The 25,827-nt window shown below is 43.1% G+C and carries 24 protein-coding genes and 1 pseudogene; 24 read left to right on the top strand and 1 reads right to left on the bottom strand.

The window, feature by feature from the left end; translation table 11 throughout:
* Window position 1: 1 nt before the first annotated feature.
* From flgL to BMZ58_RS04250, 24 genes and pseudogenes are all read left to right on the top strand, one after another.
* Window positions 2-883 (top strand): flagellar hook-associated protein FlgL, encoded by an 882-nt coding sequence (flgL, locus tag BMZ58_RS04365; RefSeq protein ID WP_075035340.1) that lies wholly within the window; start codon window positions 2-4, stop codon window positions 881-883.
* A 339-nt stretch (window positions 884-1,222) separates the two neighbouring features.
* The gene (locus BMZ58_RS04360) at window positions 1,223-1,774 is read left to right on the top strand and encodes a DUF6470 family protein (RefSeq protein WP_075035339.1); all 552 of its coding nucleotides are present in this window, start codon (window positions 1,223-1,225) and stop codon (window positions 1,772-1,774) included.
* 2 nt (window positions 1,775-1,776) lie between these two features.
* Window positions 1,777-2,223 carry a flagellar assembly protein FliW gene (fliW, locus tag BMZ58_RS04355; protein WP_083412517.1) on the top strand — a complete coding sequence of 149 codons (447 nt, stop codon included), beginning with the start codon at window positions 1,777-1,779 and terminating at the stop codon, window positions 2,221-2,223.
* Window positions 2,210-2,437, top strand: coding sequence for a carbon storage regulator CsrA (csrA, locus tag BMZ58_RS04350; RefSeq protein WP_075035337.1), 228 nt, complete (start codon window positions 2,210-2,212; stop codon window positions 2,435-2,437). The genes fliW and csrA overlap by 14 nt, the downstream gene beginning before the upstream one ends.
* Before the next feature lie 122 nt (window positions 2,438-2,559).
* Window positions 2,560-3,984 (top strand): flagellin N-terminal helical domain-containing protein, encoded by a 1,425-nt coding sequence (locus BMZ58_RS21570; protein ID WP_075035336.1) that lies wholly within the window; start codon window positions 2,560-2,562, stop codon window positions 3,982-3,984.
* A gap of 316 nt (window positions 3,985-4,300) precedes the next feature.
* Window positions 4,301-4,435 carry a flagellin gene (locus tag BMZ58_RS04340; protein WP_075035335.1) on the top strand — a complete coding sequence of 45 codons (135 nt, stop codon included), beginning with the start codon at window positions 4,301-4,303 and terminating at the stop codon, window positions 4,433-4,435.
* A 329-nt stretch (window positions 4,436-4,764) separates the two neighbouring features.
* Window positions 4,765-5,133 carry a flagellar protein FlaG gene (gene flaG / locus BMZ58_RS04335; protein WP_075035334.1) on the top strand — a complete coding sequence of 123 codons (369 nt, stop codon included), beginning with the start codon at window positions 4,765-4,767 and terminating at the stop codon, window positions 5,131-5,133.
* Between the two features lie 12 nt (window positions 5,134-5,145).
* Window positions 5,146-6,699, top strand: a complete 1,554-nt coding sequence (locus BMZ58_RS04330) for a flagellar hook-associated protein 2 (protein WP_075035333.1) — start codon at window positions 5,146-5,148, stop codon at window positions 6,697-6,699.
* A 22-nt stretch (window positions 6,700-6,721) separates the two neighbouring features.
* Complete coding sequence (gene fliS, locus BMZ58_RS04325; RefSeq protein WP_075035332.1) at window positions 6,722-7,111, top strand: flagellar export chaperone FliS; 390 nt, start codon at window positions 6,722-6,724, stop codon at window positions 7,109-7,111.
* Window positions 7,111-7,461, top strand: a complete 351-nt coding sequence (gene fliT / locus BMZ58_RS04320) for a flagellar protein FliT (protein WP_075035331.1) — start codon at window positions 7,111-7,113, stop codon at window positions 7,459-7,461. Before fliS ends, fliT begins: the two co-directional genes overlap by 1 nt.
* Before the next feature lie 13 nt (window positions 7,462-7,474).
* Window positions 7,475-7,858: a DUF8042 domain-containing protein gene (locus tag BMZ58_RS04315; protein WP_075035330.1), complete on the top strand. Its 384-nt coding sequence runs from the start codon at window positions 7,475-7,477 to the stop codon at window positions 7,856-7,858.
* A 363-nt stretch (window positions 7,859-8,221) separates the two neighbouring features.
* Entirely contained in the window at window positions 8,222-8,782 is a 561-nt protein-coding gene (gene hpf / locus BMZ58_RS04310) for a ribosome hibernation-promoting factor, HPF/YfiA family (protein WP_075035329.1), read from the top strand.
* Window positions 8,783-9,025: 243 nt separating this feature from the next.
* Window positions 9,026-9,208 carry a hypothetical protein gene (locus BMZ58_RS04305; RefSeq protein ID WP_075035328.1) on the top strand — a complete coding sequence of 61 codons (183 nt, stop codon included), beginning with the start codon at window positions 9,026-9,028 and terminating at the stop codon, window positions 9,206-9,208.
* 123 nt (window positions 9,209-9,331) lie between these two features.
* A complete protein-coding gene (gene secA / locus BMZ58_RS04300; protein ID WP_075035327.1) occupies window positions 9,332-11,845 on the top strand; it encodes a preprotein translocase subunit SecA in 2,514 nt (837 codons plus the stop codon).
* A 71-nt stretch (window positions 11,846-11,916) separates the two neighbouring features.
* Window positions 11,917-13,021 (top strand): peptide chain release factor 2 gene (gene prfB / locus BMZ58_RS04295; protein ID WP_139207284.1). Its coding sequence is split into 2 segments (ribosomal slippage): window positions 11,917-11,988 and window positions 11,990-13,021, totalling 1,104 coding nucleotides; the frame shifts between segments, so codons are not numbered across the junction.
* 144 nt (window positions 13,022-13,165) lie between these two features.
* Entirely contained in the window at window positions 13,166-14,047 is an 882-nt protein-coding gene (galU, locus tag BMZ58_RS04290) for a UTP--glucose-1-phosphate uridylyltransferase GalU (RefSeq protein ID WP_075035326.1), read from the top strand.
* A gap of 372 nt (window positions 14,048-14,419) precedes the next feature.
* Window positions 14,420-15,259, top strand: coding sequence for a YitT family protein (locus tag BMZ58_RS04285; RefSeq protein WP_425268647.1), 840 nt, complete (start codon window positions 14,420-14,422; stop codon window positions 15,257-15,259).
* Between the two features lie 52 nt (window positions 15,260-15,311).
* A complete protein-coding gene (gene cccB / locus BMZ58_RS04280; protein WP_075035325.1) occupies window positions 15,312-15,716 on the top strand; it encodes a cytochrome c551 in 405 nt (134 codons plus the stop codon).
* 437 nt (window positions 15,717-16,153) lie between these two features.
* Complete coding sequence (gene ftsE / locus BMZ58_RS04275; RefSeq protein WP_075035324.1) at window positions 16,154-16,840, top strand: cell division ATP-binding protein FtsE; 687 nt, start codon at window positions 16,154-16,156, stop codon at window positions 16,838-16,840.
* A gap of 337 nt (window positions 16,841-17,177) precedes the next feature.
* On the top strand, window positions 17,178-18,677 hold the full coding sequence (locus tag BMZ58_RS04270; RefSeq protein ID WP_075035323.1) for a S41 family peptidase: 1,500 nt from the start codon (window positions 17,178-17,180) through the stop codon (window positions 18,675-18,677).
* Window positions 18,678-18,924: 247 nt separating this feature from the next.
* The gene (locus BMZ58_RS04265) at window positions 18,925-20,112 is read left to right on the top strand and encodes a PDZ domain-containing protein (protein WP_083412513.1); all 1,188 of its coding nucleotides are present in this window, start codon (window positions 18,925-18,927) and stop codon (window positions 20,110-20,112) included.
* 82 nt (window positions 20,113-20,194) lie between these two features.
* Window positions 20,195-20,851, top strand: a complete 657-nt coding sequence (locus BMZ58_RS04260) for a hypothetical protein (RefSeq protein WP_075035321.1) — start codon at window positions 20,195-20,197, stop codon at window positions 20,849-20,851.
* 273 nt (window positions 20,852-21,124) lie between these two features.
* Window positions 21,125-21,964, top strand: a complete 840-nt coding sequence (locus BMZ58_RS04255; protein WP_075035320.1) for an ABC transporter ATP-binding protein — start codon at window positions 21,125-21,127, stop codon at window positions 21,962-21,964.
* A 425-nt stretch (window positions 21,965-22,389) separates the two neighbouring features.
* Window positions 22,390-24,462 (top strand): annotated as a pseudogene (locus tag BMZ58_RS04250) (PAS domain S-box protein).
* 247 nt (window positions 24,463-24,709) lie between these two features.
* On the opposite strand, the gene BMZ58_RS04240 reads toward BMZ58_RS04250, so the two are convergent.
* On the bottom strand, window positions 24,710-25,360 hold the full coding sequence (locus tag BMZ58_RS04240; protein WP_075035318.1) for a haloacid dehalogenase type II: 651 nt from the start codon (window positions 25,358-25,360) through the stop codon (window positions 24,710-24,712).
* Window positions 25,361-25,827: the final 467 nt, after the last annotated feature.

Genomic DNA, 25,827 nt, shown 5'->3' with positions numbered 1-25,827 from the left:
GATGCGCGTAACACAAAACATGCTTTCAAATAATATGCTGCGTAACTTGAGTGATAGTTACGCAAACATGGGCAAGTATCAGGAGCAATTATCGACAGGTAAAAAAATCAGCCGCCCTTCGCAAGATCCTGTCGTTGCGATGAAAGGTATCAATTACCGCCAGCAAGTAACCGAAGTAGAACAATTCCAACGCAATATCGGCGAAGTCCATAACTGGATGGACAATAGCGATTCCGCTCTTGATAAAGCGACACAAGCGATGCAGCGGGTTCGTGAACTGACGGTGCAGGCGAGTAATGATACATACGATGAAGGTCAGCGCGAGAATATCGCTAAAGAAATTCGCCAGCTGAAGGAACATATCGGCACGATCGCTAATACGAAAGTGAATGATAAATACATTTTCAATGGATCGAATACCACTGAAGCCCCTTTTGATATGAATGATTTGGAAGGTTCAGGCCCTCCAGGGAACGATCCGGTAAGTATCGAAGTTTCCTCTGGAGTAAAGTTGCAGACGAATATTACACCTGGGAATGTGTTCAACCAGGAGCTTTTTGAAGATCTTGAAAGTTTCGCATCTGCCCTGGAGGGTGATACAACCGAGGGGGAACTTGGAGATTTCATTGAAACATTCGACGGACATATCGGAAATATCGTCAATGAACGTGCCGACTTAGGGGCACGTATGAACCGTGTAGAGTTGATTGAGGATCGTTTGGAATCTCAAAAAGTGAGCGCGACGAAGATGATGTCCGATAACGAAGATGCGGATATTGAGAAAGTGATCACAGATTTGAAAACACAGGAAAGTGTCCATAGAGCGGCGATGGGCGTCGGAGCCCGGATTATCCAGCCGACGTTGATGGATTTTCTAAGATAAGGCTGTCTCGCTTTGAGGCAGTCTTGTTTTTTTACATCCTTTTGATACCATGTTTGGAGAAAGGCTCGGTGGGGAACGACTCGCTTTCCGTGGGCATGTGGTGAGCTTCCTCAGACTTCGTCTTCCGGGATCTCACCTATCATGTTCATCCCACTGGAGTCTCCCCGTTCCCCACCTCCCCTTATTAAATAAGTGGATCAGTACTAGGGTAGGAGGTACCGTCTGCCCCCATTGAGACCGTAGCTTAACCTACTTACCTGAAGGAATTGCAGAAATCCTAGTCATATGAAAATTACAAAACTATTATATTACACTTGGATTTTAGAGGAGGGGATCAGGGTGAATATTCCACAGCTTCGGGTGCAGTCGACTCCAGGAAGGATTGGGCTGGCGATTAATAAGCCGGAACAAACGATAAAGCAGCATAAGGCAGGGCAGTCGATTCAACAGCCGAAAGCGGATATGAAGATTGAACAAAAGCCCGGGAAGTTGACGATTGATCAGACAAATGCCTGGCATAACCTTGACTTGAAAAATGTATTAGTAAGAACGGAAGAGCTTGTCGGGATTGCGAATAATCTTTGGATGGAAGGACTTTCTCGTGTCTCTCGTGAAGGGGATGAGCTCATGCGCATAGAAAATGGCGGAAATCCGATAGCCGCCCAGGCGAAGCGTAATGCAGGGTTTGAGTTTACCCTTCAGCCAGGAAGCAGACCGACATATGAGCTTGTTCAGACGAACTATCAGCCTGGGGAGGCGCAAATTTATATCCAGCGTCGTGAGCCGATTATAGACAATAAGAAACGCGATCCTGAACATCATTATCGTCCTGGTAATGTTCATGTAAGCATGGAACAAATGCCAGACTTAAAGATTGACTGGAAGGTGTAATTATGAAAATAGAAACAAAATATTTTGGTGCAATGGAAGTAGAAAAGAAAAATTTTATTGAATTTTCGTCCGGGCTGCCCGGATTTGAAAGCTATCATAATTTTGTTTTGTTGCCAGTGGATGAGTTAGATACATATTTTGCATTACAGTCCGTCGAAGAAGCAGGCTTATCGCTTATAGTTACAAACCCATATCTTTTTTATAAAGACTATGAGTTTGACATTGACGAGGAAGACATGGGAATAGAGTCTCCTGAAGATGTGGCCGTTTATAATGTAGTGACATTGCGGGATCCTTTTGAAACGTCTACGTTAAATCTACAGGCTCCTATTGTTATGAACACGGCTAAAGGTACAGCGAAGCAGATAATTTTAAATCATCCAGACTACAGAACGAAGCATCCGTTGATTCCTTACGGGAAAGGTGGTGAATCCCATGCTCGTTCTTAACCGCAAAGAAGGAGAGTCTGTCAGAGTAGGAGACGACATCACTATTACCGTTGTCGGTGTCGAAGGTGGACAAGTGAAATTGGGGATTGAAGCCCCCAAAAGTATGGGGATTCATCGACAGGAAGTTTATGTAGCGATAGAAAAAGAGAACGCCGAAGCGGCAAATGTGACAGAAAATCTATTGGAACTAATAAAAAACACAAAAAAAGATTAAAAACATCGGGGAGTCGGTCGATATAAGTAATGTAAAACATTACAAATGTCGGCCGACTTTGTTTTGTACTAAGAGGATCACACAAGGATGTGGGGTCACTTATTCAAGGAGGAATTTTTAATATGAGAATTAATCACAATATCGCAGCGCTTAATACGCACCGTCAACTAGGTCAGGCGAACCAAGCGAACCAGAATTCAATGGAGAAGCTTTCTTCAGGTCTTCGTATTAACAATGCTTCTGATGATGCAGCAGGTCTTGCTATTTCTGAGAAGATGCGTGGACAAATTCGTGGGCTTGAGCAAGCACAAACGAACGCTCAGGATGGTATTTCAATGATTCAAACTGCTGAAGGTGCTTTGAATGAAACACATGATATCCTTCAACGTATGCGTGAGCTTGCTACTCAAGCTTCCAACGATACTAATACAGAAACAGACCGTGGCGAAATTCAAAAAGAAGTTAACCAGTTAACTTCTGAAATCAACCGTATTGGTAACACTACTGAATTCAATACTCAGAACCTACTTAATGGTGGTGGAGAAACAACTTCTGTTGATGTAACGCAGGATACAGCTAGTGTAGCTAGTACTGCTGGTCAATATAGTTTTGATTTAAGTGGGGTTAACGATGGTGATGCAATCACTATTGATGGAACAGAATATACTGCAGGTGCAACTGGTGACTTTGCAGTTGGAGCAGATGATGCTGAAACTGCTTCTAACTTAGCCTCGGCAATTGGTGGAAATTACTCAGCTTCAGTTTCAGGAACAACAATAACTTTAACTGAAGATACTCCAAGTGGGTCGGATTTAACTTCTGGTGACCTTACCATGTCTACCGATAGCGACTCTAGTGCTACTATCGGAGGGTTTAATGTAGACGCAAGTAGTGATACCGGAACTGCAGGTGTTTATTCTTTTGATACTGGCGATACAATTGAAGTTGGTAACGTGGTTACAGTGGGAGATGTATCATTAACAGAAGGCACAGACTTTGATTTAGGCGCAGATGATGCTGAAACTGCTTCAAACATTGCGACAGCATTAGGTAACGAAGGAACATACAGTGCCACAGTGACAAGTGGATCCAATATTCAAATCACAGAAACTACTGCCTCTGGTGATGAAGCTCCATCAGTTTCAGTTGCAACTCCTGGGGCTGGGGAAGGGTTTGAAGCAAGATTCCAGGTTGGAGCTAATGAAGGACAAAGCATGTCTATTGAAGTAAATGATATGAGAGCAAATGCACTCGGCCTAACTGGAACTGCTGGTACAGGGAATTTCACAGAATCTAATACTGTTACAGATGGAACAGATAATACAAATGTTGAAGCTGCGCTTGATGTTTCTACTCATGAGAAGGCTTCAGAAGCTATCACAAAGATTAATGATGCAATTGAACAGGTATCAGCTCAACGTTCTGACCTTGGTGCGTACCAAAATCGTTTAGATCACACAATCAACAACTTAGGTACATCATCTGAAAACTTAACTGCTGCGGAATCTCGTATCCGTGACGTAGATTATGACTTAGCTGCTGCATAAGCAGGAATAGTCACAGTCGTCCTAGCTGGTAACAGTTAGCGATTATAATCGGGTGAATTGCTGGAAACCCCTTAGAACTTTTCTTACCACAACGTAGTTGGAAACGACAAGTGTGATGGTGTGAAAAAAGAAGAGATTGGGCAATCAGCAGCCAAGCTCCTGTGAGGAAACTCTGGAGAAGGTTCAACGACTAGGATAAACCACCGTCTGAGGTGATGAAATCCGTAGGTGAAACTATGGTGGTTCAACATTGTGAATCCGAAGTTCCCGACCCCTACTAGAAAAATTAGAGGGTGAAGATATAGTCTGGTCATTTATGAAAGTAAATGTTCGCACGATGGCGAAAGAAATGATGAACCAAACAAAACAAAGTATCCTTTCTCAAGCTTCTCAAGCTATGCTTGCAAAAGCGAATCAACAACCTCAAGGAGTTCTTCAACTTCTACGTTAATAAAGCTTAAAAGACCCTCATTTTTGGGGTCTTTTTCTATGTCCAGACATATTTCTGCTAATTCACTATAAGTTAAACCCGTGTAATACTTCCATCCCCTAGAATTTTTCCGGTGAGTCTTGATTTATATTTTAAGTCTAATTGTTTCCATAAATCCTCCATAAAAATTCACTCCCCTAAACATAAACAGGAACGTACGTTTGTGTATATTTATTATACCATTTTTAAACTATAGGGCAAATTGGGGACCTATGAATTCATCTACTTAATAATTATCACTTCTAACCGATATAAAAGGAAACTACATAGCGATTAGGGAGTTGTTGAAAGTGGATGTAAGAAATCTTATTCCCCAAACACAACTTCTGCAGAGAAATCATTTACAACTTGGTGACCGTTCAACTGTTCAGAAGAATGAATCAGTGAAAAATGAAAGAGTAAAAGAAGACTACAAAGAATACTCGACAGGTAATGAAAAAGAAAAGCTGAAACAGGCGTCAGAGGATATAAATGAATTTTTCAAAGCTGTCCATACCTCGTTGCGATTTCAGTTTCATGATAAATTAGAAGAATACTATGTAACCATCGTTGATAGTGATACAGAGGAAATAGTTAAGGAAATTCCTCCGAAAAAGATGCTCGATATGTATGCATCGATTGCGGAGCGACTTGGGTTTATTGTTGATGAAAAAATATAAGTGGGTGATAGAATGAGTGATATGCGTATTGGTGGTCTCGCTTCTGGGATGAATACAGATCAGATTATTAAAGATTTGATGAATGCGGAGAGGCAGCCGCTAAATAAAATGGAGCAGGATCGCGAATGGCTTACATACAAGAGAGATGCTTACCGTGATGTAAATAAACAGCTTTCAGAGTTGGATACGATGGCTTTCGATATGAAACTGCAGCGTTCTTATAACTCAAAAGATGTCAGCTCTTCCGGTTCAGCTGTATCTGCGACAGCCTTGTCGAGTGCCGACGAAGGCAGTTACAAGATGGAAGTAACTCAACTTGCTGAGGCGGCTTACAATTATAGCCAGGGTGAGATAAGTAAGGATGGATTTGATCCGGATAAAAGTATGTTCGACCAAAAGGACAAATTTGAAAATGGAATCAACTTTGATGCAGATAATAAATTTTCTTTTTCAATTACAACATACAACGAGGAAGGTGCTAATGAAAAAATGTTTACCGTTGATGAAACTTCCTCTCTAAATGATGTGTTAAAAGATATCAATGACTCTGATCTTGGCGTCCGTGCCTTTTATGACAAAGGATCAGACAAAGTGATGATGGAGCGGACCGAGACAGGGGATTTTAACCCTGAAGATGGAGACTTTCTTGGTGCTGAAATTGGATTTAATGGTCAAACCTCTCCTTTTTTAGCAGACACACTTGGGATAAAAAATGGAGTACAAAAAGCTGATGGTAGCTGGGAAAAGGCAGAACAAGGTGGTACAAAAGCCAAGTTTAAGTACAACAATTCATTCGAAATGACCTCCAATACGAATTCCTACTCTCTCAATGGAATCAACTACTCATTCAACGAAGTTGGTACTTCAACAGTGAACGTGTTTAATAACGTTGATGATTCATTTGAAAAAGTGATGAGTTTTGTTGAGAAATACAATGAAGTAATCGATGATTTGAATGGCAAAACGGAAGAGAAACGGTACCGTGATTTCCAGCCTTTGACTGCGGAACAGAAAAAGGATATGGAAGAGGAAGAAATCGAGCTTTGGGAAGAAAAGTCTAAAAGCGGAATGCTAAAAGGTGATTCTGTTGTAAGTGGGGCCTTGAGCAGCATGCGTCAGAATTGGTATTCACCAGTCGAGACGGACGGGGAATATAGCATGGCCTCGCAAATCGGAATTACGACGACGTCCAATTATCGAGAAGGCGGGAAGTTAGAAGTCGATGAAGATCAATTGCGTCAAGCATTAAGGGACAATCCTGATTCTGTTGCCAAACTTTTTTCAGGAACAGATGCGAATCCTGGTATCGCTCGGCGTTTGGAATCTTCGATAGAAAATGCGACTCAGTCCATCGAGAGGAAAGCAGGTAAGCCGACCAGTTTAGATAACAACTTCATGTTGGGCCGGCAAATTGAAAGTATTAACGATGATATGAGTTCATTTCAAGATCGTTTGACAGCTATTGAAAATCGTTACTGGCGTGAGTTTGGTGCTATGGAGAAAGCTATACAAAAAATGAATTCGCAATCTGCCTATCTGATGCAAAACTTCGGCGGTGGAATGTAACAATAAAAGGAGTGCTGGCTAGATGTCTATTCAAGCCTATCAAAATAACTCAGTAGAAACAGCTTCCCCTGGGGAACTGACTTTAATGCTTTATAATGGGTGTATTAAATTCATTAAAATCGCTAGAAAATCAATCGAGAATAAGGAAATCGAAAAGAAAAATACGAACATCCAAAAAGCACAGAAAATCATCCAGGAGCTTATGGTCACAATGAATCAGCAATATGCAGTGACTCAGCAGATTATGCCATTGTATGATTATATGAACCGTCGTTTGATAGAAGCGAACACGAAAAATGATGTTGAGATTCTTGATGAGGTACAGGGACTTGCGGAAGAGTTTCGTAATACGTGGAAGCAAGTGATTCTTGAAGCTCGGAAAGCACAGCACGGTCAGGGCGGCAATGCTTAATGGGCGTTTGGAGTGAATTTTTAAAGGTCACGATAAAATTGGATGATGCTGTCCATCAACAGGTAGATGAACGTAATCGTGCAGCCGTTGTAGCGGAAGTGGAAGAACATTTGGCTACAAGAGAGTCGATGTTAGAACTTTTAGAGCAACCAAACGAAAGAGAGAAAGCGATTGTTCAGGAAGTTCACAAACGTGACTTGAAGATCAATCAAAAGCTCGAGTTTCTTTTTGATGGATTGAAGCGTGATATGCGCAATGCGAAGAAACAAAAGTCTAGTAAACAGCGATATGTCAATCCATATCAGAGTGTCTCCGGCTATGATGGCATGTATTTAGACCATAAAAAGTAGAATAGGTGATTTTTTGTCAAAGTTAACAACAGAACAGCATCATATGCTGGAGCAGTATGATCAACTGTTGAACACGATCAGTGAAGGTCTGGAATATTTGGAGAACAACATTACAGAAGAAGCAGCCCCGCAAACGCAGCAAGTTTTCCAGGACGTGTTGCTGGGGTTGGAACAAGTGAGCCGCTCCCATGATCAGATGGCTGTTTTATTTGAGGCGCAGGAAGAGGTCCAACCGTTGATCGTCGACTTTCATGGGGTAGTTCAGCTCTTGCAAGGCTGGTTTGAGCTTGAGACGAACGAAGAGAAGCGCAGGTTGTTGGTCGAACAAGTCGTTCCTGCATATGAAACGTGGCGGACAAGCATGCAGTCGTTTGTAAAACCGTATATTGCTCATTAAAGGAAAAGCGTCTATATTTAGTAGGCGCTTTTTGTAGTTTAGCCAGAAAGTGTTGGCTTGCTTTCACCTGTTTTCTGAGGAGCGTAAAAGATGTGATTCGTAGTAGTCGGTTGATCTATAGGTTTTGCCTTTTGACGGTTCTTTAATAGGAATTGCTAACTTAATAGTTTTGAACTGGAATCACCGCTATTAATGGCAAAAACTATCATTATTTGTCCTCCATCTTCCTCGCCATCCCAATAATCCACCACCTTCCAACAATTACCGACATAAATTAGACAAAATATTTCGAAAGTTTATGCAGGAATGGGGGCGGGTATGATAGAATATATATCACATAAGGATGAAAGGAGGACACTTCTAATGCTACAATACAATATTCGTGGTGAAAACTTGGAAGTGACGGATTCTATTAAAGAATATGTGGAGAAAAAGGTGAGCAAGCTCGAGCGCTACTTTGATACTCCCCCGACTTCTGAGGTACACGTTAATTTAAGTGTCTATAATGATGAGCAGACAATCGAGGTCACAATCCCGATGAAGAATCTACTTCTTCGTGCTGAAGAACACAATACAGATTTATATGCTGCCATCGACCTTGTGGTAGATAAATTGGAACGACAAATTCGCAAGCATAAAACGAAGGTGAATCGTAAGTTCCGCCAGGAGGGTGCTCCGAAACATGTCTTTGCCGAGCTGGAACGCGAGGCGCAACAATACCAAACTCAAACGATTGATGATGAATTTGACGTTGAAATTGTGAAAACGAAGCGTTTTGACTTGAAACCGATGGATAGTGAAGAAGCGGCATTGCAAATGGATATGCTCGGCCACAACTTCTTTGTCTTTACTAACGCGAATACAGATGAAACGAACATTGTCTACAAACGTCGTGACGGTCGCTATGGTTTGATCGAAACTTGATTTAATAGTTAGATAGAGTAGCACCTCTGCTCCGGCAGGGGTGCTTTTATGTGCGATGAACCTCGAAATCTTTTTAATACTTAGTGATATAAAAAGGTTTTTTGTACCTTATTATTCTTCAATATTTAAACTTCCCCTAGTGAAAACGCGATTTTTGTGCAACGGATAACAGGAAAATCATTTTTTGCTTATTCGCTACAATAGATACCTTATAGTATAAAAGAATTAGCAGGAGGTGAATCTATGAATTGCAAGGATTGTGATTACATTTATGAACGGCTGAAGCAGCAGGAAGAAACGATTGCCCAACTAGTCGAAATCATCGCTGCAACGAACCGGCGGCTGACAGAATTGGATCAGCGCCAGCATGGTTTTGAGCATCATATCATTAGAGAAAGCCCCTCTCTTTTTACTCCTTCTACATAAGAACTTTCCCCGGTGTCATCTGCCCTATGCAGTTTATTGTCAGGCCGCTTCTCTTAGTGTTATGATAATAGATGGATTAAACTATTCAACCGAAGATCGGAAATCAATAGAGGAGCGGTTGCAATGCTTGGAACTTTAAAGAAAATTTTTGGCGATGAAAATACCCGTCAATTAAAGCGATTGGATAAAGTCGCAAGTGATATCGAAGCGATGGAATCGCAAATCGATAAGTTATCTGATGAAGAGTTACGAAATAAGACAGAAGAATTTAAAGAACGCTATCAAAATGGCGAAGAGCTAGATGATATGTTAGTCGAAGCTTTTGCGGTTGTTCGTGAAGCTTCTAAACGTGTGCTGGAAATGCGCCCGTTCAAAGTTCAACTATTAGGTGCGGTAGCCCTGCATGAAGGGAATATCGCCGAGATGAAAACCGGTGAAGGTAAAACCCTTGCCTCCACGATGCCGGCATACTTGAATGCCATCACAGGAAAAGGCGTCCACATCATCACAGTCAACGACTATTTGGCAAGCCGTGATGCGACAGAGATGGGTGAACTATTCCAATTCTTAGGGCTGACCGTCGGTTTGAACTCGAACGGTATGTCCAAGGATGAAAAGCGGGAAGCTTACAATGCAGATATTACGTATGGCACGAACAATGAGTTCGGTTTTGATTACCTGCGTGACAATATGGTGTTGTACAAAGAGCAAATGGTTCAGCGCCCGCTTCACTTTGCGATCATTGATGAGGTCGACTCGATTCTCATTGATGAAGCGCGTACACCTTTGATTATTAGTGGATCGGCTTCTAAGTCTGCGGATCTTTATCATGGGGCGAACTCTTTTGTCCGCCTGCTTGCAAATGAAGAGGACTACACCTATGACGAAAAAACGAAAAACGTGCAGCTGACGGAAGAAGGAATCAACAAGGCGGAACGCTATTTCAAAATCGAGAACTTGTTCGACCTTTCTAATGTATCCTTGATTCACCACATTAACCAGGCACTTAAGGCGCATACGTCGATGCAGAAGGATACAGACTATGTAGTCGATGAAGGGGAAGTGGTCATCGTCGACCAATTTACCGGTCGTCTGATGAAAGGGCGCCGTTATAGTGATGGTCTGCACCAGGCGATTGAAGCGAAGGAAGGCCTCGAGATCCAGAATGAGAGCCAGACGCTTGCATCCATCACGTTCCAGAACCTTTTCCGTATGTATGACAAGCTGTCCGGTATGACTGGTACAGCGAAGACGGAGGAAGAGGAATTCTTAAATATCTACAACATGCGTGTCATCGTCATTCCGACGAACCGTGATATCATTCGTGATGATAAACCGGACCTCGTTTACAAAACGATGGACGGCAAATTCAAAGCGGTGGTGGAAGACATTAAGGAGCGCCATGAAAAAGGCCAGCCAGTGCTCGTCGGTACCGTTGCCGTCGATACTTCCGAGATCATTTCCCGTTATTTGAAAAAAGCTGGTGTTCCGCACAATGTGTTGAACGCGAAAAACCACTTCCGTGAAGCGGAAATCATTGAAAATGCTGGGCAAAAAGGTGCCGTTACGATTGCAACCAACATGGCCGGTCGTGGTACGGACATCAAGCTTGGCGAAGGCGTCAAAGAAGTTGGCGGCCTTGCGGTGCTTGGTACTGAGCGTCACGAATCCCGTCGTATTGACAACCAGCTTCGTGGTCGTTCCGGTCGTCAAGGGGATCCAGGAATGTCGCAATTTTATCTTGCGACAGATGATGAATTGATGCGTCGTTTCGCTTCCGATAACATCCGCAGCATGATGGATCGCCTCGGTATGGATGACTCTCAGCCGATTGAAAGTAAAATGATTACTCGTGCCGTTGAGTCTGCCCAAAAACGTGTCGAAGGTAACAACTTTGATGCACGTAAGACGATTCTTTCTTACGACGATGTACTCCGTCAACAGCGTGAGGTCATCTACAAACAGCGCTATGAAGTTCTCACCTCAGAAAACTTGCGAGAAATCATTGAAGGTATGATTGAACGGACGGTATCGAAAACGGTCGCTGTTCATACAAGTGAAGAAGAGGAAGAGAATTGGGAGCTTGAAAGTCTTAGCGAATACTTGCGGGCGAACTTGTTGCACGAAGGCGATGTGACGGTCGATGACTTGAAAGGAAAAGACCCTGAAGAAATGCAGGAGTTGATCCTTGCCAAAGTGAAAGAGCGTTATGACGAAAAAGAAGAAGAGTTGACTCCAGAACAGATGCGCGAGTTCGAAAAAGTCATTCTCCTTCGTACGGTCGACCAGAAATGGATGGACCATATCGACCAGATGGACCAGCTTCGTCAAGGTATACACTTGCGTGCGTATGGACAGAACGATCCGCTTCGTGAATATAACTTTGAAGGCTTCCGTATGTTTGAACAGATGGTTACCAATATCGATGAAGAAGCGTCCCGTTATGTCATGAAGGCGCAAATCCGCAACAACTTGCAGCGTCAAGAAGTCGCCCAAGGGGCAAAAGCCGTCTCTGGTGGCGAAGAGAGCAAGGAAAGCAAATCGAAAAAGCCGTTCGTGAAGAAGGATACGGTTCGCCGTAATGATCCTTGTCCATGTGGAAGCGGTAAGAAGTATAAAAATTGTCACGGAAAATAAGGATGTGAGACACTCTCTTTTTCGGAGGGTGTCTTCCCTTGTGTTAGAGAATCATTATAGGAGTGATTATTATGGATATGGCAGAAATTCGCCATGAATTGAACAATACAGCTGAGCGATTAGCGGACTCCAGGGGGTCTCTTTGACTTCGATCAAAAGAAAACCCGCATTGCAGAATTAGAAGAACAAATGACAGAGCCCGGTTTCTGGGATGACCAGAACACGGCACAAAAAGTCATTGATGAAGTGAATGGACTGAAAGGTCTCGTGCACACGTTAGAAGAGCATGAAGAAACGCATGAAAACCTGGAAGTTTCTTATGAACTCGTCAAAGAAGAAGACGATGAAGAATTACGGGAAGATCTGGAGCAAGATGTTCAAAAATTAAGTGCAGACTTGAACCAGTTCGAGTTATATATCTTGCTGAGTGAGCCTTATGATAAAAACAATGCGATTCTTGAACTGCACCCGGGTGCTGGTGGTACCGAGTCTCAGGACTGGGCGAGCATGCTTTTACGTATGTATACGCGCTGGGCAGAGAAGAAAGGTTTTTCTGTAGAAACAATGGATTATCTCCCTGGCGATGAAGCTGGCGTGAAGAGTGTCACATTGTTGATTAAAGGTCACAATGCTTATGGTTATTTGAAAGCAGAAAAGGGCGTCCACCGTCTTGTGAGAATTTCACCGTTTGATTCGTCCGGCCGCCGTCACACGTCTTTCGTTTCTTGTGAAGTGATGCCAGAATTCAACGATGAAATTGAAATTGATGTTCGTTCAGAAGACTTGAAAATTGATACGTATCGTTCCAGTGGTGCCGGTGGACAGCACGTCAACACGACAGATTCTGCCGTTCGTATTACCCACCTGCCGACGAATACTGTTGTAACTTGTCAGTCCGAACGTTCGCAGATCAAAAACCGTGAACAAGCGATGAAGATGTTGAAATCAAAGCTTTATCAATTGGAGATTGAACGTCAACAACAACAGCTTGACGACATTCGCGGCGAACAAAAAGAAATCGGCTGGGGAAGCCAGATCCGTTCATACGTTTTCCATCCTTATTCCATGGTCAAAGACCACCGCACGAATGAAGAGGTTGGGAACACTCAAGGAGTCATGGATGGCGACCTCGATAAATTTATCGACGCATATCTTCGATCCCAAATGGACGGCTGATAAAGTCAAAGGTTCTCACTTCGGTGAGGGCCTTTATTACAAAATGGAATTTCCAAAATGTTGAAGAAAATTTTTCCTAGCTGTCCAATTTCATAAATTTTTGCTACTATGAAGATACTTACATAATAGGAGGCGAAACAAAGTATGAAGGTGAAAAAAGCGATTATTCCAGCTGCCGGACTTGGGACAAGATTTTTACCAGCGACAAAAGCTATGCCGAAAGAAATGCTTCCAGTCGTCGATAAGCCAACAATTCAGTATATCGTAGAAGAGGCGATCGAATCCGGAATTGAAGATATTATTATCGTTACAGGTAAAGGAAAGCGTGCGATTGAAGACCACTTTGATCATGCATTTGAACTGGAAGATAATTTATATAAAAAAGAAAAATTCGACCTTTTAGATAAGGTTAAACAATCTGCTAAGGTGGATATCCATTATATCCGTCAAAAAGAACCGAAAGGACTCGGTCACGCTATTTGGTGTGCACGTAAATTCATCGGTGATGAACCATTCGCTGTATTGCTTGGCGATGATATTGTACGGTCTGATGAACCATGCTTAAAGCAATTGATCAATCAGTATAATGAAACTGACTCGTCTGTCATCGGTGTCAAACAAGTACCAGAAGAAGAAACAGATCGCTACGGAATTATTGCACCGAAAAAACAAGATGGCCGTCTTTATGAAGTAGAGCATTTTGTTGAAAAACCGGCAGTGGACAAAGCACCCTCTAACCTGGCTATTATTGGTCGGTATGTATTTACCCCGGAAATTATGGATCTATTAGCGACTCAGGAAACAGGACGGGGTGGTGAGGTTCAATTGACGGATGCGATTGAGCGATTGAACGTCGATCAGCCTGTTTACGGTTATGAGTTTGAAGGGGAGCGTTACGATGTCGGCGATCAAATCGGCTTTATTAAGACGACACTTGCAATCGCTATGGAACGGGAAGAAATGCGAGAAGATGTCCTTCATCATATGAGAGAAATTATGGAGAAGCATAAATCGATGAATATATAAGGCTGGTAAAGACGACGGACCTCGGTTGGGGTTCGTCGTTTTATTTATATATAACAATGCTTGGGCTATCGATGAAATCGAACGTGGATTCCCTGAACTTGTATCCATATCCGGGGAAATAATTTCGAGCGCTCCTCATTCGTGTCTGTATTTGTCTAAAAGTGAGCGGAGGGAAGATTTGTATAGAAGTTTTGTTGTGGCGGAAACTAAAAAGTAAAAGACAACTCTCCTTTACCGTGTTAATGCGTTATTTCGCTCTTATTTACAGCTGAGCCCCCTAGTGTTATACTCCATACGGTTTAACGGAGAACGATTACATAGGGAGAGTCGAACAGCATGATGATGATGGCTAAAAAATACCGTCGCGAGCCGATGCCACCGGAACTGCGACATACGCTGGATTATGGATTAGTAATCCTTGGTTCATTTTTTGTGGCACTCGCATTTAACCTATTTTTATTACCGAATAATATCGCATCCGGTGGAGTCGCCGGGATAAGTACGATCACTAAAGGGGTGTTCGGCTGGGAGCCGGGCGTAGTCCAATGGGTTTTGAACATTCCGTTATTTATTATGGGTGTCGTGATACTCGGGAAGAATTTTGGTTTTAAGTCGTTTGTAGGAACGGTTACGCTGCCGTTATTCGTTTTGTTGACGAGTGAAATGGCACCAGCGACGCCAAACCCGCTCCTTGGGGCAATTTTCGGGGGCATGGGTGTCGGTTTAGGCCTCGGAATTGTTTTTCGTGGCCGGGCTTCTACGGGAGGCATCGACCTTGCAGCTCAAGTGTTACACAAATTTACGCACTTGCCGCTGGGAATCAGTGTCGCATTACTTGATGGCATGATTGTCCTTACATCGGCCATCGTTTTTTCACTGGAGGAAGGTTTGTATGCGTTGATCGGATTATTTGCGACGAGCCGGACAATCGATTTCGTTCAGGTTGGGTTGAATACCTCGAAAAATGTGATGATCATTACAGAAGATGTGGATGAAGTGAGGACAGCTATTTTTGAACAAATCGATCGTGGAGTTACCGTATTGAGCGGCTCCGGCGGTTACACAGACCGGGAACGGCGTGTCGTCATGTGTGTCGTGCAACAAAACGAATTCATCAAATTGACACAAACGGTTAAAAGGGTGGATCCCGGGGCATTTGTCGTCGCAATGAATGCGACAGAGGTACTTGGAGAGGGTTTTAAAATGACATAATTGGGTTATAATATCTCTATATCTCATCAATAACATGAGGGGGTTAATAGGGATGAAACAACTATTATTTGCTCTATTTTTAGGGCTTATCCTCGTCTTAAGTGCCTGTGGGGGCGGCGACGAAGGAACTACCGATGAAAACAACACGAACAACAATGATGAAACAACGGAAGAACAAACGGATGACAATGCAGAAGATGGTTCAGGAGACAGCGGTGAAGAGGGTACTGTGGATACCGCTGCAGCTGAAGAGGTCTACCAGGCCAACTGTGCAAGCTGCCATGGTGGTGAACTTGGCGGCGGTATGGGACCTTCTTTGACGAATGTCGGAGCTGATCACTCTGCCGATGACATTGTAGAGATCATTAAGAATGGTAAAGGTGACATGCCAGCCCAAAAGCAAGTATCTGATGAAGATGCCGAACTTGTGGCAAGCTGGTTAGCAACAATGAAATAAAGTACTTAAAAAGTCTGGTCAATGACCAGGCTTTTTTTGGCTAGAAGTACAATTCAATGAAGACTGTTTTCAATTTCAGGCAACACTTGAATTATTACTTTGTTCAAGTCAGACTCGGGATACTTTTAGGGTGCTAATCGTGGAATAGGAGCTACTCACTCGTTTTCATTTGGTGAGAGAACAAGCATATTTTCGCTCACAGTTGGATGGGGAAGTGGTGATGGTTAAAAGGGCTATATCGCAAAGGGGTTAGGGGAAGCAATCCGTTCCCATAGCCCCTTCTCCACATTTGCTTTTGCTATTGTACTCACCTGCGTGAAAAGTAATTGTAATAATTTCATGTCTAAGTAGACCTGAAATAAATGTTATAATATAGATGTTTGTAGACAGATAGCTGACAAATCAGATTAATAAAATGAGAAATATAGGTGATTTTAATGATACAGATGCAAGGCGTTTATAAAACTTACAGAAATGGTGTTACGGCTTTGAACGGTTTGGATATCAGAATCGACCAGGGCGAATTCGTCTATATCGTTGGGCCGAGTGGTGCGGGTAAATCGACTTTTACAAAATTGATCTATAGAGAAGAAAAACCAACGACAGGAACGGTAATAATCAATGATATGAATACTTCTACGCTGAAGCAACGCCGTATTCCGATGCTGCGTCGCCAAATTGGTGTCGTTTATCAGGATTTCCGTTTGCTGCCGACGTTGACGGTTTATGAGAACGTCGCGTTCGCGCTTGAAGTTATTGAGGAGAAACCAGACAACATCCGTCGGCGTGTGATGGATGTCCTTGATCAAGTTCGTTTGAAAAACAAAGCGCGTTTTCTACCGGACGAGTTGTCAGGTGGAGAACAGCAGCGTGTGTCGATTGCTCGGGCGATCGTGAACCAACCGAAAGTATTGATTGCTGATGAACCAACAGGAAACCTGGATCCAGATACTTCCTGGGAAATCATGCATATCCTTGAGGAAATTAATGAAGCAGGAACAACTGTCTTGATGGCTACCCATAGTCAGGAAATCGTGAACACCATCCGTAAACGTGTCATTGCGATAGAAGATGGAATGGTCGTCCGTGATCAAAGCCAGGGAGAATATGGCTATCAAATGTAATTCCATATGGACTGTCTCTTTGTCGAGGAGACAGTCCTTTGTTTTTACAATTGTTTCTTTAACGGTGGCTGGGAGAAGGAAAACGGTTTCGATTGTAAAAACTTTTTCTGAAATGGCAGGTAATGGAAAGGCAAAACAGACGTCCTCATACAGTTCCTCAGTATCTGATATGCTAAAAACAGGTAGATAGATAAGGTGGGATGTCCTATAATGAAATGGACATGCTATAGAACTTTCTAGCATATCTTAACATTAGAACCATTGTACATTTACGATGAAGGCGCTTATTTGCTAGTATTAAGGCAACGATGAAATCCAATATAGAAGGGTGAATGCGATGAATGTGAAACCGCGCTACATTGCGCTATTGATGGCGCTAGCGGTCCTACTAGGGGCAGCAGGCTCTTATATAGGCATAGAGTATTTCGCGAATGGTACAGAAGGACAAGCAAAGACTGAACAATATGCAGATAAAGATGCGGATAATTTTGCAAGCCTTTCCGAAGAAGAACAGAAAGCTTTTTTACAAAGTATGTCTGGCAATGCTGACTTGAAAAAGGTAGAGCAGGCGTTTAACGTCATCCAGGAGAACTATGTAGAAGAAGTAGAAAAGGAGAGTCTTGTCGAAGGGGCGATCCAGGGGATGCTCGATACGTTGGAGGATCCTTACAGTGTCTACATGGATCCAGAGACGATGGAGCAGTTCAATCAGTCGATCGAGTCTTCCTTCCAGGGAATTGGCGCAGAAGTGAGTATGGTTAACGATAAAGTGACGATTGTCGCTCCGATCAAGGGTTCCCCTGCGGAAGAAGCTGGATTGAAGCCGAACGATCAAATTTTGAAAGTGGACGGCGAGAGTGTGGAAGGTCTGGACCTTTATGATGCAGTACTGAAAATCCGTGGAGAAAAAGGGACAGAAGTGACACTCGAAATCGATCGTCCAGGAGTCAGCGAGCCACTGAACATCGATATCACCCGTGATGATATTCCTTTAGAAACCGTTTATACAGATACGAAGATGGTGGACGGTAAAAAAGCCGGCGTCATCGAAATCACCTCTTTTTCGGAGAAGACATCGGATGAGTTCCATGAAGCTCTAGAAAAACTGGAGAACGATGGTATGGAAGGTCTTATCATTGATGTGCGTGGCAATCCTGGTGGATTGTTCACAGACGTGCAGGAAATTTTGAAGGAGTTCATCCCTAAGGAAGAGGTCATTGTCCAGGTGGAAGACCGTAATGGAGAGAAAGAACGTTACCTGTCAGATAGTGGGGAAAAGAAAGATTACCCAATCACTGTGCTGATGGATGAAGGAAGTGCTTCTGCTTCGGAAATCTTGGCCGCAACGATGCAGGAAGCGGGAGGATATGAACTTGTCGGGACGAAAAGTTTCGGAAAAGGAACCGTCCAGCAAGCTCTTCCAATGGGCGATGGCAGTACCATTAAACTGACCCTGTTCAAATGGTTGACGCCTGATGGAAACTGGGTGCATGAAAAAGGTATCGAGCCTACCGTAGAAGTGAAGCAACCGGAATACTTCTATACGAACCCTGTCGAAATCGAAGAACCATTCGAATATAACGACAATCATGAAAAAGTGAAAAACATTCAAGTGATGCTGAAAGGTCTTGGTCATGACCCTGGTCGTACCGATGGTTATTACAGTAAAGAGACGGAAGCAGCTGTAGAGGCTTTCCAGGAGGAAGCAGGTCTTGAAGCGACAGGTGTCGTAAATCAGGAGACAGGCGGCAAGATTGAGGAAGCGATTATTGCTGAAGTGAGAAATGAAGAGAATGACAAACAAATGCAAAAAGCGGTAGAGGTCTTGTTTCAATAAGCAGGAATTTGCCGATGGATGACGAATTATATCCGTAGTCTGTGACTGCGGATATTTTCGTTAGGCAAGGAAGTTGAAGGGGAAATTTTTTATCGTATATCCTAAAGCTCTAGTGTCTACTTTACTCGGGAGCAAGTCACTTCTGTGGTCCCAAGAACGGCAGACGCTTTGTATAACACTTGCTAGAATGAGCTAGACGCCCTGAGCTTTTTCACATCAAGAGAGCGGATTTGAAAGGAGAATCATGTTGGACGTTTGGTTATGGGAACTACTGGAAGGATTGGGCAGAATGTTATCCTTGCCCTTTTTATACATAGCTTTAGTGGCAGGTTTACTACTGTCGGCAAAAAGAATAAAAAAAGAGCGATCTATGTTTGGTGCTCGCGTTTTCGATCGGTTTTCTGAATGGAAAGGGACGTGGGCGACAGGTTTGATCACAGGTTTTGTTTTATCTGTGATAGCCATTGCAGGGGGGATGGTTGTCACCTACCCGCTATTGTTCCTGATCGCTGCAATATTACTCCTCGTAAGTTTGACCGGCAAATTGAGCTGGTACTCCCCTGCTTATACGTTAGGATTTACTTATTTGCTTTTACTGATTTTACCGTATTTGCCTGAAACGTTTTTGGAATATCGTTGGGTGGCGCCATTGCAAGAGACTCCCTTAACGGTTTTTGCAGTTTTATTGAGTGTCCTGTTATTTGCGGAAGCCATTTTACTATTGAGAACTTCTCCGTCAGAAACATTCCCGGAGCGGATAAAAGGGAGCCGGGGAATGTGGATTGGGCAGCACATCGGGAAAAAACTCTCGATCGTACCCTTTTTCGCACTATTGCCTGCCGGTAATCTAGAATCATTTGCTTCCTGGTGGCCATTGCTATCTATCGGAGGGGAATCCTACGGTTTGGTTCTCATCCCATTTGTAATCGGATGGGAGTGGAGAGCCAGAGGACAATCCCCGGTCGGAGCAGCTAAAACACTCGGTCGACATACATTTTTATTAGCGATCGTTGTGCTTGCCCTGACCATCGGAAGTTTATTTATCGATGTTTTGTCTCTTGGGGCAGTCATTGTCAGTTTGATTGGTCGGGAATTGATTTTAGTTTTCCACCGTATCCGGGAAGAAAAGCAGGCATTTTTTTCAGCAAATTCTACAGGAATTCGCATCCTCGGTGTCATTCCTGAAAGTCCAGCGGCGCAAATGGGGCTCGTCCCCGGAGAGTTGATCGAGCGCGTGAATGCCGTACCAGTAAGGACAGAAAATCAGTTTTATGAGGCGTTACAAAATTCGGGCGCTTTTACAAAACTGGAGGTGCGGGATGAATTGGGAGAAAACCGTTATGTCCAACGGGCGATGTATGAAGGAGAGCATTATGAATTAGGACTTGTCTTCGTCGAACCTGCAACACATGAAACTTCTGTCGGCTTTTTCTAGATGATTTTTTCGGGAGGCAGCAGGAAGCGGTTATCTTCTGTGATGGAAGATAACCGCTTTTTAGAACAGAGGAGGAGAGGCTTTGAATACGCTTCACATATTAAACGGGGAAGAAATGAAGAGTGTTTTTCAGAGAACTGGATATCTGAGAGGGGAATCTATGGTTCCTTTTAATGAAGCGATGTGTGTCGGGAAAACGTGTGAAAAGATTTTTTCGGAAGAGTTTATTAAAACAAGGGCTTTGACGCATGGTGTTTCCGAAAGTGATTACAGACGAATTACTGTCGAAAACCTTGAGGCTGTCTTTCATCAGGAAAAGCAAAATCTCAAACTATGGTTTGATGGAGATATGTTTTGTCAGATCAATTTACTGACATTATTAGGGTGGCTTGACCAAATCGGATTTGAAGGGAACGTCGAACTTTGTATAGTCAACGAACTGTTTGAACCAATGGATTCCTATCCGCTTGAAATACTTGATCATCATTCGTTATATAAACAAGTGCTCATGGACAAAGCTTTACCTTCTCGCATTTCGCTGCCTCCTTTGCGAAAAGGGATAGAGCTATATTTGAATTATTGTAAGGATGACAATGAACTTGTAAGATTTATCAAAGATCATCCCGACACACCTGAAAACAGACTGATACAGTCCATGCTCGTGAAATTTCGAGAGTATGGGCTTGGCGATTTGCAATATGCCGATTTGATTAAAAATATAAGGGCAGCTAATGAATGAAGGGAATTTCTCCCTAAAGCATGTCGTTTATACTTGGGAAAGGACGTTATTTATTCGCTTCATTTTTATATGCCAGCGATTGTTGTGTTCTCTTCTTTCAGCGTCACGCATACACTTTTCACAGTTAATTAATGAAAATGATTCTCAAATTCATTGACAGAGTGAAAACTAGCCCATAAACTAGAAGGTAGATAAAATATTGAATTCGTGATTTTTCGTGTAACTCCAACATCGATAGATTTCGTGATATAGACATAAAGGAGAGGTCAGATTATGGATACCCTGTTGGCGAACAATTTAACTCTAGGCTATGGAGATTCCATCATCATAGATTCACTGGACATTACAATTCCAAAAGGTAAAGTGACCGTACTCATTGGTGGAAACGGTTGCGGGAAGTCCACGTTGCTTCGTTCTATGGCTCGTCTTTTACGTCCGAAGTCCGGGGAAGTCGTGTTGGATAGTTCCGATATTTCTAAAATGCGTACAAAAGATGTGGCGAAGAAAATGGCGATTCTCCCTCAAAGTCCGACAACGCCTGAGGGGCTGAGCGTCTATCAGCTCGTTAAACAAGGACGTTATCCTTATCAGGGGTTTGCGAAGCGCTGGTCGGATGAAGATGAATCAGCTGTCAATCGTGCTTTAGAAGATACCAATTTGATGGAGTTGAAAGATCGTACCGTCGACTCTCTATCAGGAGGGCAACGTCAGCGAGCATGGATTGCGATGACACTTGCTCAGGATACGGATATCTTATTATTGGATGAGCCGACGACCTATCTTGATATGACCCACCAAATTGAAATTCTTGATCTATTGTTTGATTTGAACCAGGATAATGGACGCACTGTCGTAATGGTGCTTCACGATATTAATCTGGCCTGCCGATATGCAGATCACATTATTGCGGTCAAGGATAAGACAGTTTTTGCACAAGGAAAGCCGGAGGATGTCGTCACATGCGACATGATGCAGCATGTGTTCGAGATGATTTGTGATGTGAGAGAAGATCCACTTTTCGGTACACCGATGTGCATCCCGCACGGCAAAGGCCGTTGTTTAATTAAACAGGCACAGGCCGAAGCGCAGGCTCAGCAAAAACAAACAGTTTAAATAAAAGGCACTAGGAAACATACGGGACATCGGTGATAGTAGGGGTGGTCCCGCCACACATACCAGCAATGATAGGTTTAGAGCTTATAAAAAGCAATGCGTTCATCGTATTGCTTTTTTTTATGTCCAGTTCCCGGTGCAGCGCCTCTCTCATTGTGGTTTAAAAAGGCCCAGCTTAGATTGAAGGTGTTTGTGATTATTACTCTAGCTCTATTTTCCAGTCACTAACGAAACCGGAAGGGTACCTAACTCCGGCCCTTTTGCTTATTTTGAATTTCCTGTCTATCAGCTACTTGCGTTTTTTTACTAGGTTTGAAAGGATTTCCAAACTTTTTGGTAGAAAGATACATAGAGGACCAGGAACGATTGGTGTTAAGATGGTATACATGTGTGGAAAACGATTTTAACGATTGAGGGGATACTCCATGGATCGACTAAAAGAATGGATGGACCAGGGAATCATGTCGGGGCTTGATAAACGCATTCCTCATGAAAACTTGTTACATATGTTAATGGATGGAATATCTGACTACATTTTCTTTATGGAAGTCGTAGGACCAAGACGCTTTAAATATGTAGACATGAACTATTCTGCCAGGAACCATTCACTTATCAAAGGAGCGGAATGGCAAGACAAATATATCGAGGATTTGTTAGGAGAAGACCAGGCAGAAGAGTTAATCACAGCCTATGAATCTGTAGTTCAAAATAAGGAACCGATGACATATGAGGATGAAATCATCATCAATGGCAAGGTTTTCAGAGGACATTCCATCCTGACGCCGATGCTCGATGAAAATGTCCAAGTGACCCATATTGTGACGATAACAAGGAATATAACGGAAGTCATTGAAAAGGAACGCGACCTCCGCAGGATTAATGCCATGTATCGCTCGTTAATGAAGGACACGACAGACGCCATTTTGATCGTGGGGATGGACGGAAGCATTTTGGAAGCGAATCGTGCATTTGAAAAATTGTATGGTTTCACGAAAGAAGAACTTCAGTCCTCCATTGGCTTTCCATTTGTGCCCGAGAACCATAAAAGGGAAGCGGAAGATTTACTCTTTCAAGCACAGGATGGCGCAGTGGCCGGGTACGAAACGGTTCGTATTCGAAAAAATGGAAGGAAGATTGATGTGTCGATCAGTGCTTCTCCGATTCAAAATGAAGAAGGAGAGACGATTGGAATTAGTTCCATTGTTCGTGATATCTCAGAGGAAAAAGAAGCCCAGCGAAAACTGGAAGCAAGTCGCTCTCGTTATCGATCGCTGTTCGAATACAACCCGCAACCCATTTTGACACTTACTTTCCAAGGGGCGATTACGAATGCGAATACAGCCTCTTTACGCTTGTTGGATAAAGAGGAAGAGGAGCTTTTGGATACTTCTGTTTTGGAATGGGTACCTCACGACCAGGTCCATGGAATCCGCGAACAATTGTTGGAATCTTTTTTCCAAAAGGGGATAGGATTTGACACTCACTTTTTTGTGAAAGAGGAAGAAAGAATCGTGCATGTATCTTTAGTTCCGATCATCAGTGAAGGGAAAAAAGAAGGGATCTATGCAATCCTGGAGGATCGGACAGAACAAGTCAGAGCACATGAGGCTCTAAGGCAAAGTGAAGAAAAGTTCCGTCTGATTGCTGATCATTCGAATGATCTTATTTCTGTCTTTTCTCCCCGAGGGGAACTGATCTACTCTTCTCCATCTCAGCAAAAATTCCTGGGACGTAATCCTATGAACATGCCATTACAGGAATTGAGACAACAAATCGACCCTGAAGGTGTATCGAATATTGAAAATGCATTCCTGAGGAGCTCTCAAAACAAAGAGGCATTTACCGTAAGCTTGAGGTTGACGAGTCGGAATGGTGAGCCTGTCTGGTTTGAATGCCGGGGAACCCCAGTTATAAGTGAACATGGAGAAGTAAGTCATTTTGTTATTGTGGCCCGCGATATATCTGAGCAAAAAAACTATGAAGAGAAGCTAGAGAAATTTGCTTTCTATGACTATTTAACTGATTTACCTAACAGGAGGTTATTCGAGGATCGTGTGGAACAGGCCATAGTTCAGTTTGAGCGGTCGGGTCAATCGTTTGCTCTCCTTTACTTGGACGGCGACGGTTTCAAAAGTATCAATGATCGTTACGGGCATGAAATAGGAGATGAGTTTTTGCGCGGTGTAGGGAAACGTATGAAAGAATGTACCCGTGCAGGTGATTCTGTCGGTCGAATCGGTGGAGATGAATTTGCGATCCTGCTCGAGAACATAGAGGATCGGCAACAGATTTAAGACGTATCAATCAGGACGCTGAAAAAACTTAGAGATCCTTATTTGGTGAAGGAGGAAGAAATCCTCTCTTCTTTCTCCATTGGTGTAGCCTGCTTTCCTGAAGATGGAAATACGCTGGACGACCTGTTTCGTGCGGCAGATGAAGCTCTTTACCGTGGAAAACGGAAAGGGAAAAATCAAGTGTGTTTATATGAAGCTGATTAGTAAAAGGCGGAGCCAAATCCAGGACTCCGTCTTCTTTTTTGCTTCTATAAGTTTTTTCTCTTCTTCCCCTATAGCTCCCTATTCTTGAAGACTCATTTTCGACACTTTTTGTGAGTGTCTGGACGATGGAGCTAAACGAGTAGTTTCCCAACCACCCCTGACTATTCATACGGCAACGGATCCCGGTTATCTCGAAACCGAGTTTTCAAGAATACTGCCATTTGGCGAGAGTAGTTTGATTTGGGAGTTATGAAGGAAGTTCGGTTAAATTTTGAATTATGTGAGTCGGGTTGACTCCCAGCTCGGGCCATTTTTGTTGCTTACGGTTGACCCAGGCGGTGTGAAAGCCATAAGACGCCGCGCCTGTAATGTCCCACGGATTACTAGAAAAGAAGAGAACTTCCTCTTTTTCAAAACCTAACTGTTCGTGGGCGTATTGATAAGCCTCAGGGTGGGGTTTGTACACCTGTACATCATCCGCACTCAAAAGATCAAAGTCATCATTTAATTGATTGTTTTCAAGAAGCGGTTCCAACATCGAGCGTGTACCATTGGAGAAAATAGTAAACTCCTTGTCTGGGTGGTTTTCTGATAAAGAGGAGACTTCATCATAGGGAACCAATCGTTCATATTCACTCATCAACTCTTCCACCACATCAGGCTTCACCTCAACATCACTGTATGCAAGGGCATCGACGAGAGCCCAGCGAGTGATATCAGTGAAAGGCTTATAGCCGTTAATTAATTGGCGTACGAGGAAATAATGGACCTGTCTCTTTCTCCATTGCTGGCTTACAGTTGGCCCTTTGTCAGGAAAGAGTTGATGAATTTTTTTCATGACACTGTGTACATCAAATAATGTTCCATAAGCATCAAATACATAGGCTTTATAGTTCATACTTTTTAAGCTCCTTTCTGGGAGAGGTTTCCCTTTTCATGAAAGGGATAAACAAGGCTTTAAGGGAGTCGTTGTGGTGAAATATTCCCCATATCTATTGGACATTCCGTGAAAATAAAAGGGGGTGTCCTAATAGGGGACTTCAGACATGCTATATTTAGTATGGGAGGAATTCTGGGCAGTTAGTAGATGAGTACTCCTTATGAGGCCGAGGTACCGGCTTGAGCACCGTCTTTTTTTATTTTGAGACAGACAGGGCATTCTATGTTTATGTGGGAGCTTGTCTTTGTGGTAAGTGTTATTTGGATAGGGGGGGAACGGACCTGTGCTTTATGGGTGGCCTGGAGAGATCAACTTACGGTGGATTTTCCAACGAATAGATCCCCTGTCAATTACTCAGTTGGAGCCATTATGCAGGGCATTTTCATCGGTTGAGACCCGTTACTCTGATCCGATTTTTTAATAAA

This window comes from Halobacillus dabanensis, from assembly GCF_900114165.1.
GTDB lineage: Bacteria > Bacillota > Bacilli > Bacillales > Halobacillaceae > Halobacillus > Halobacillus dabanensis.
This window is presented reverse-complemented; position numbering and strand designations above follow the sequence as displayed.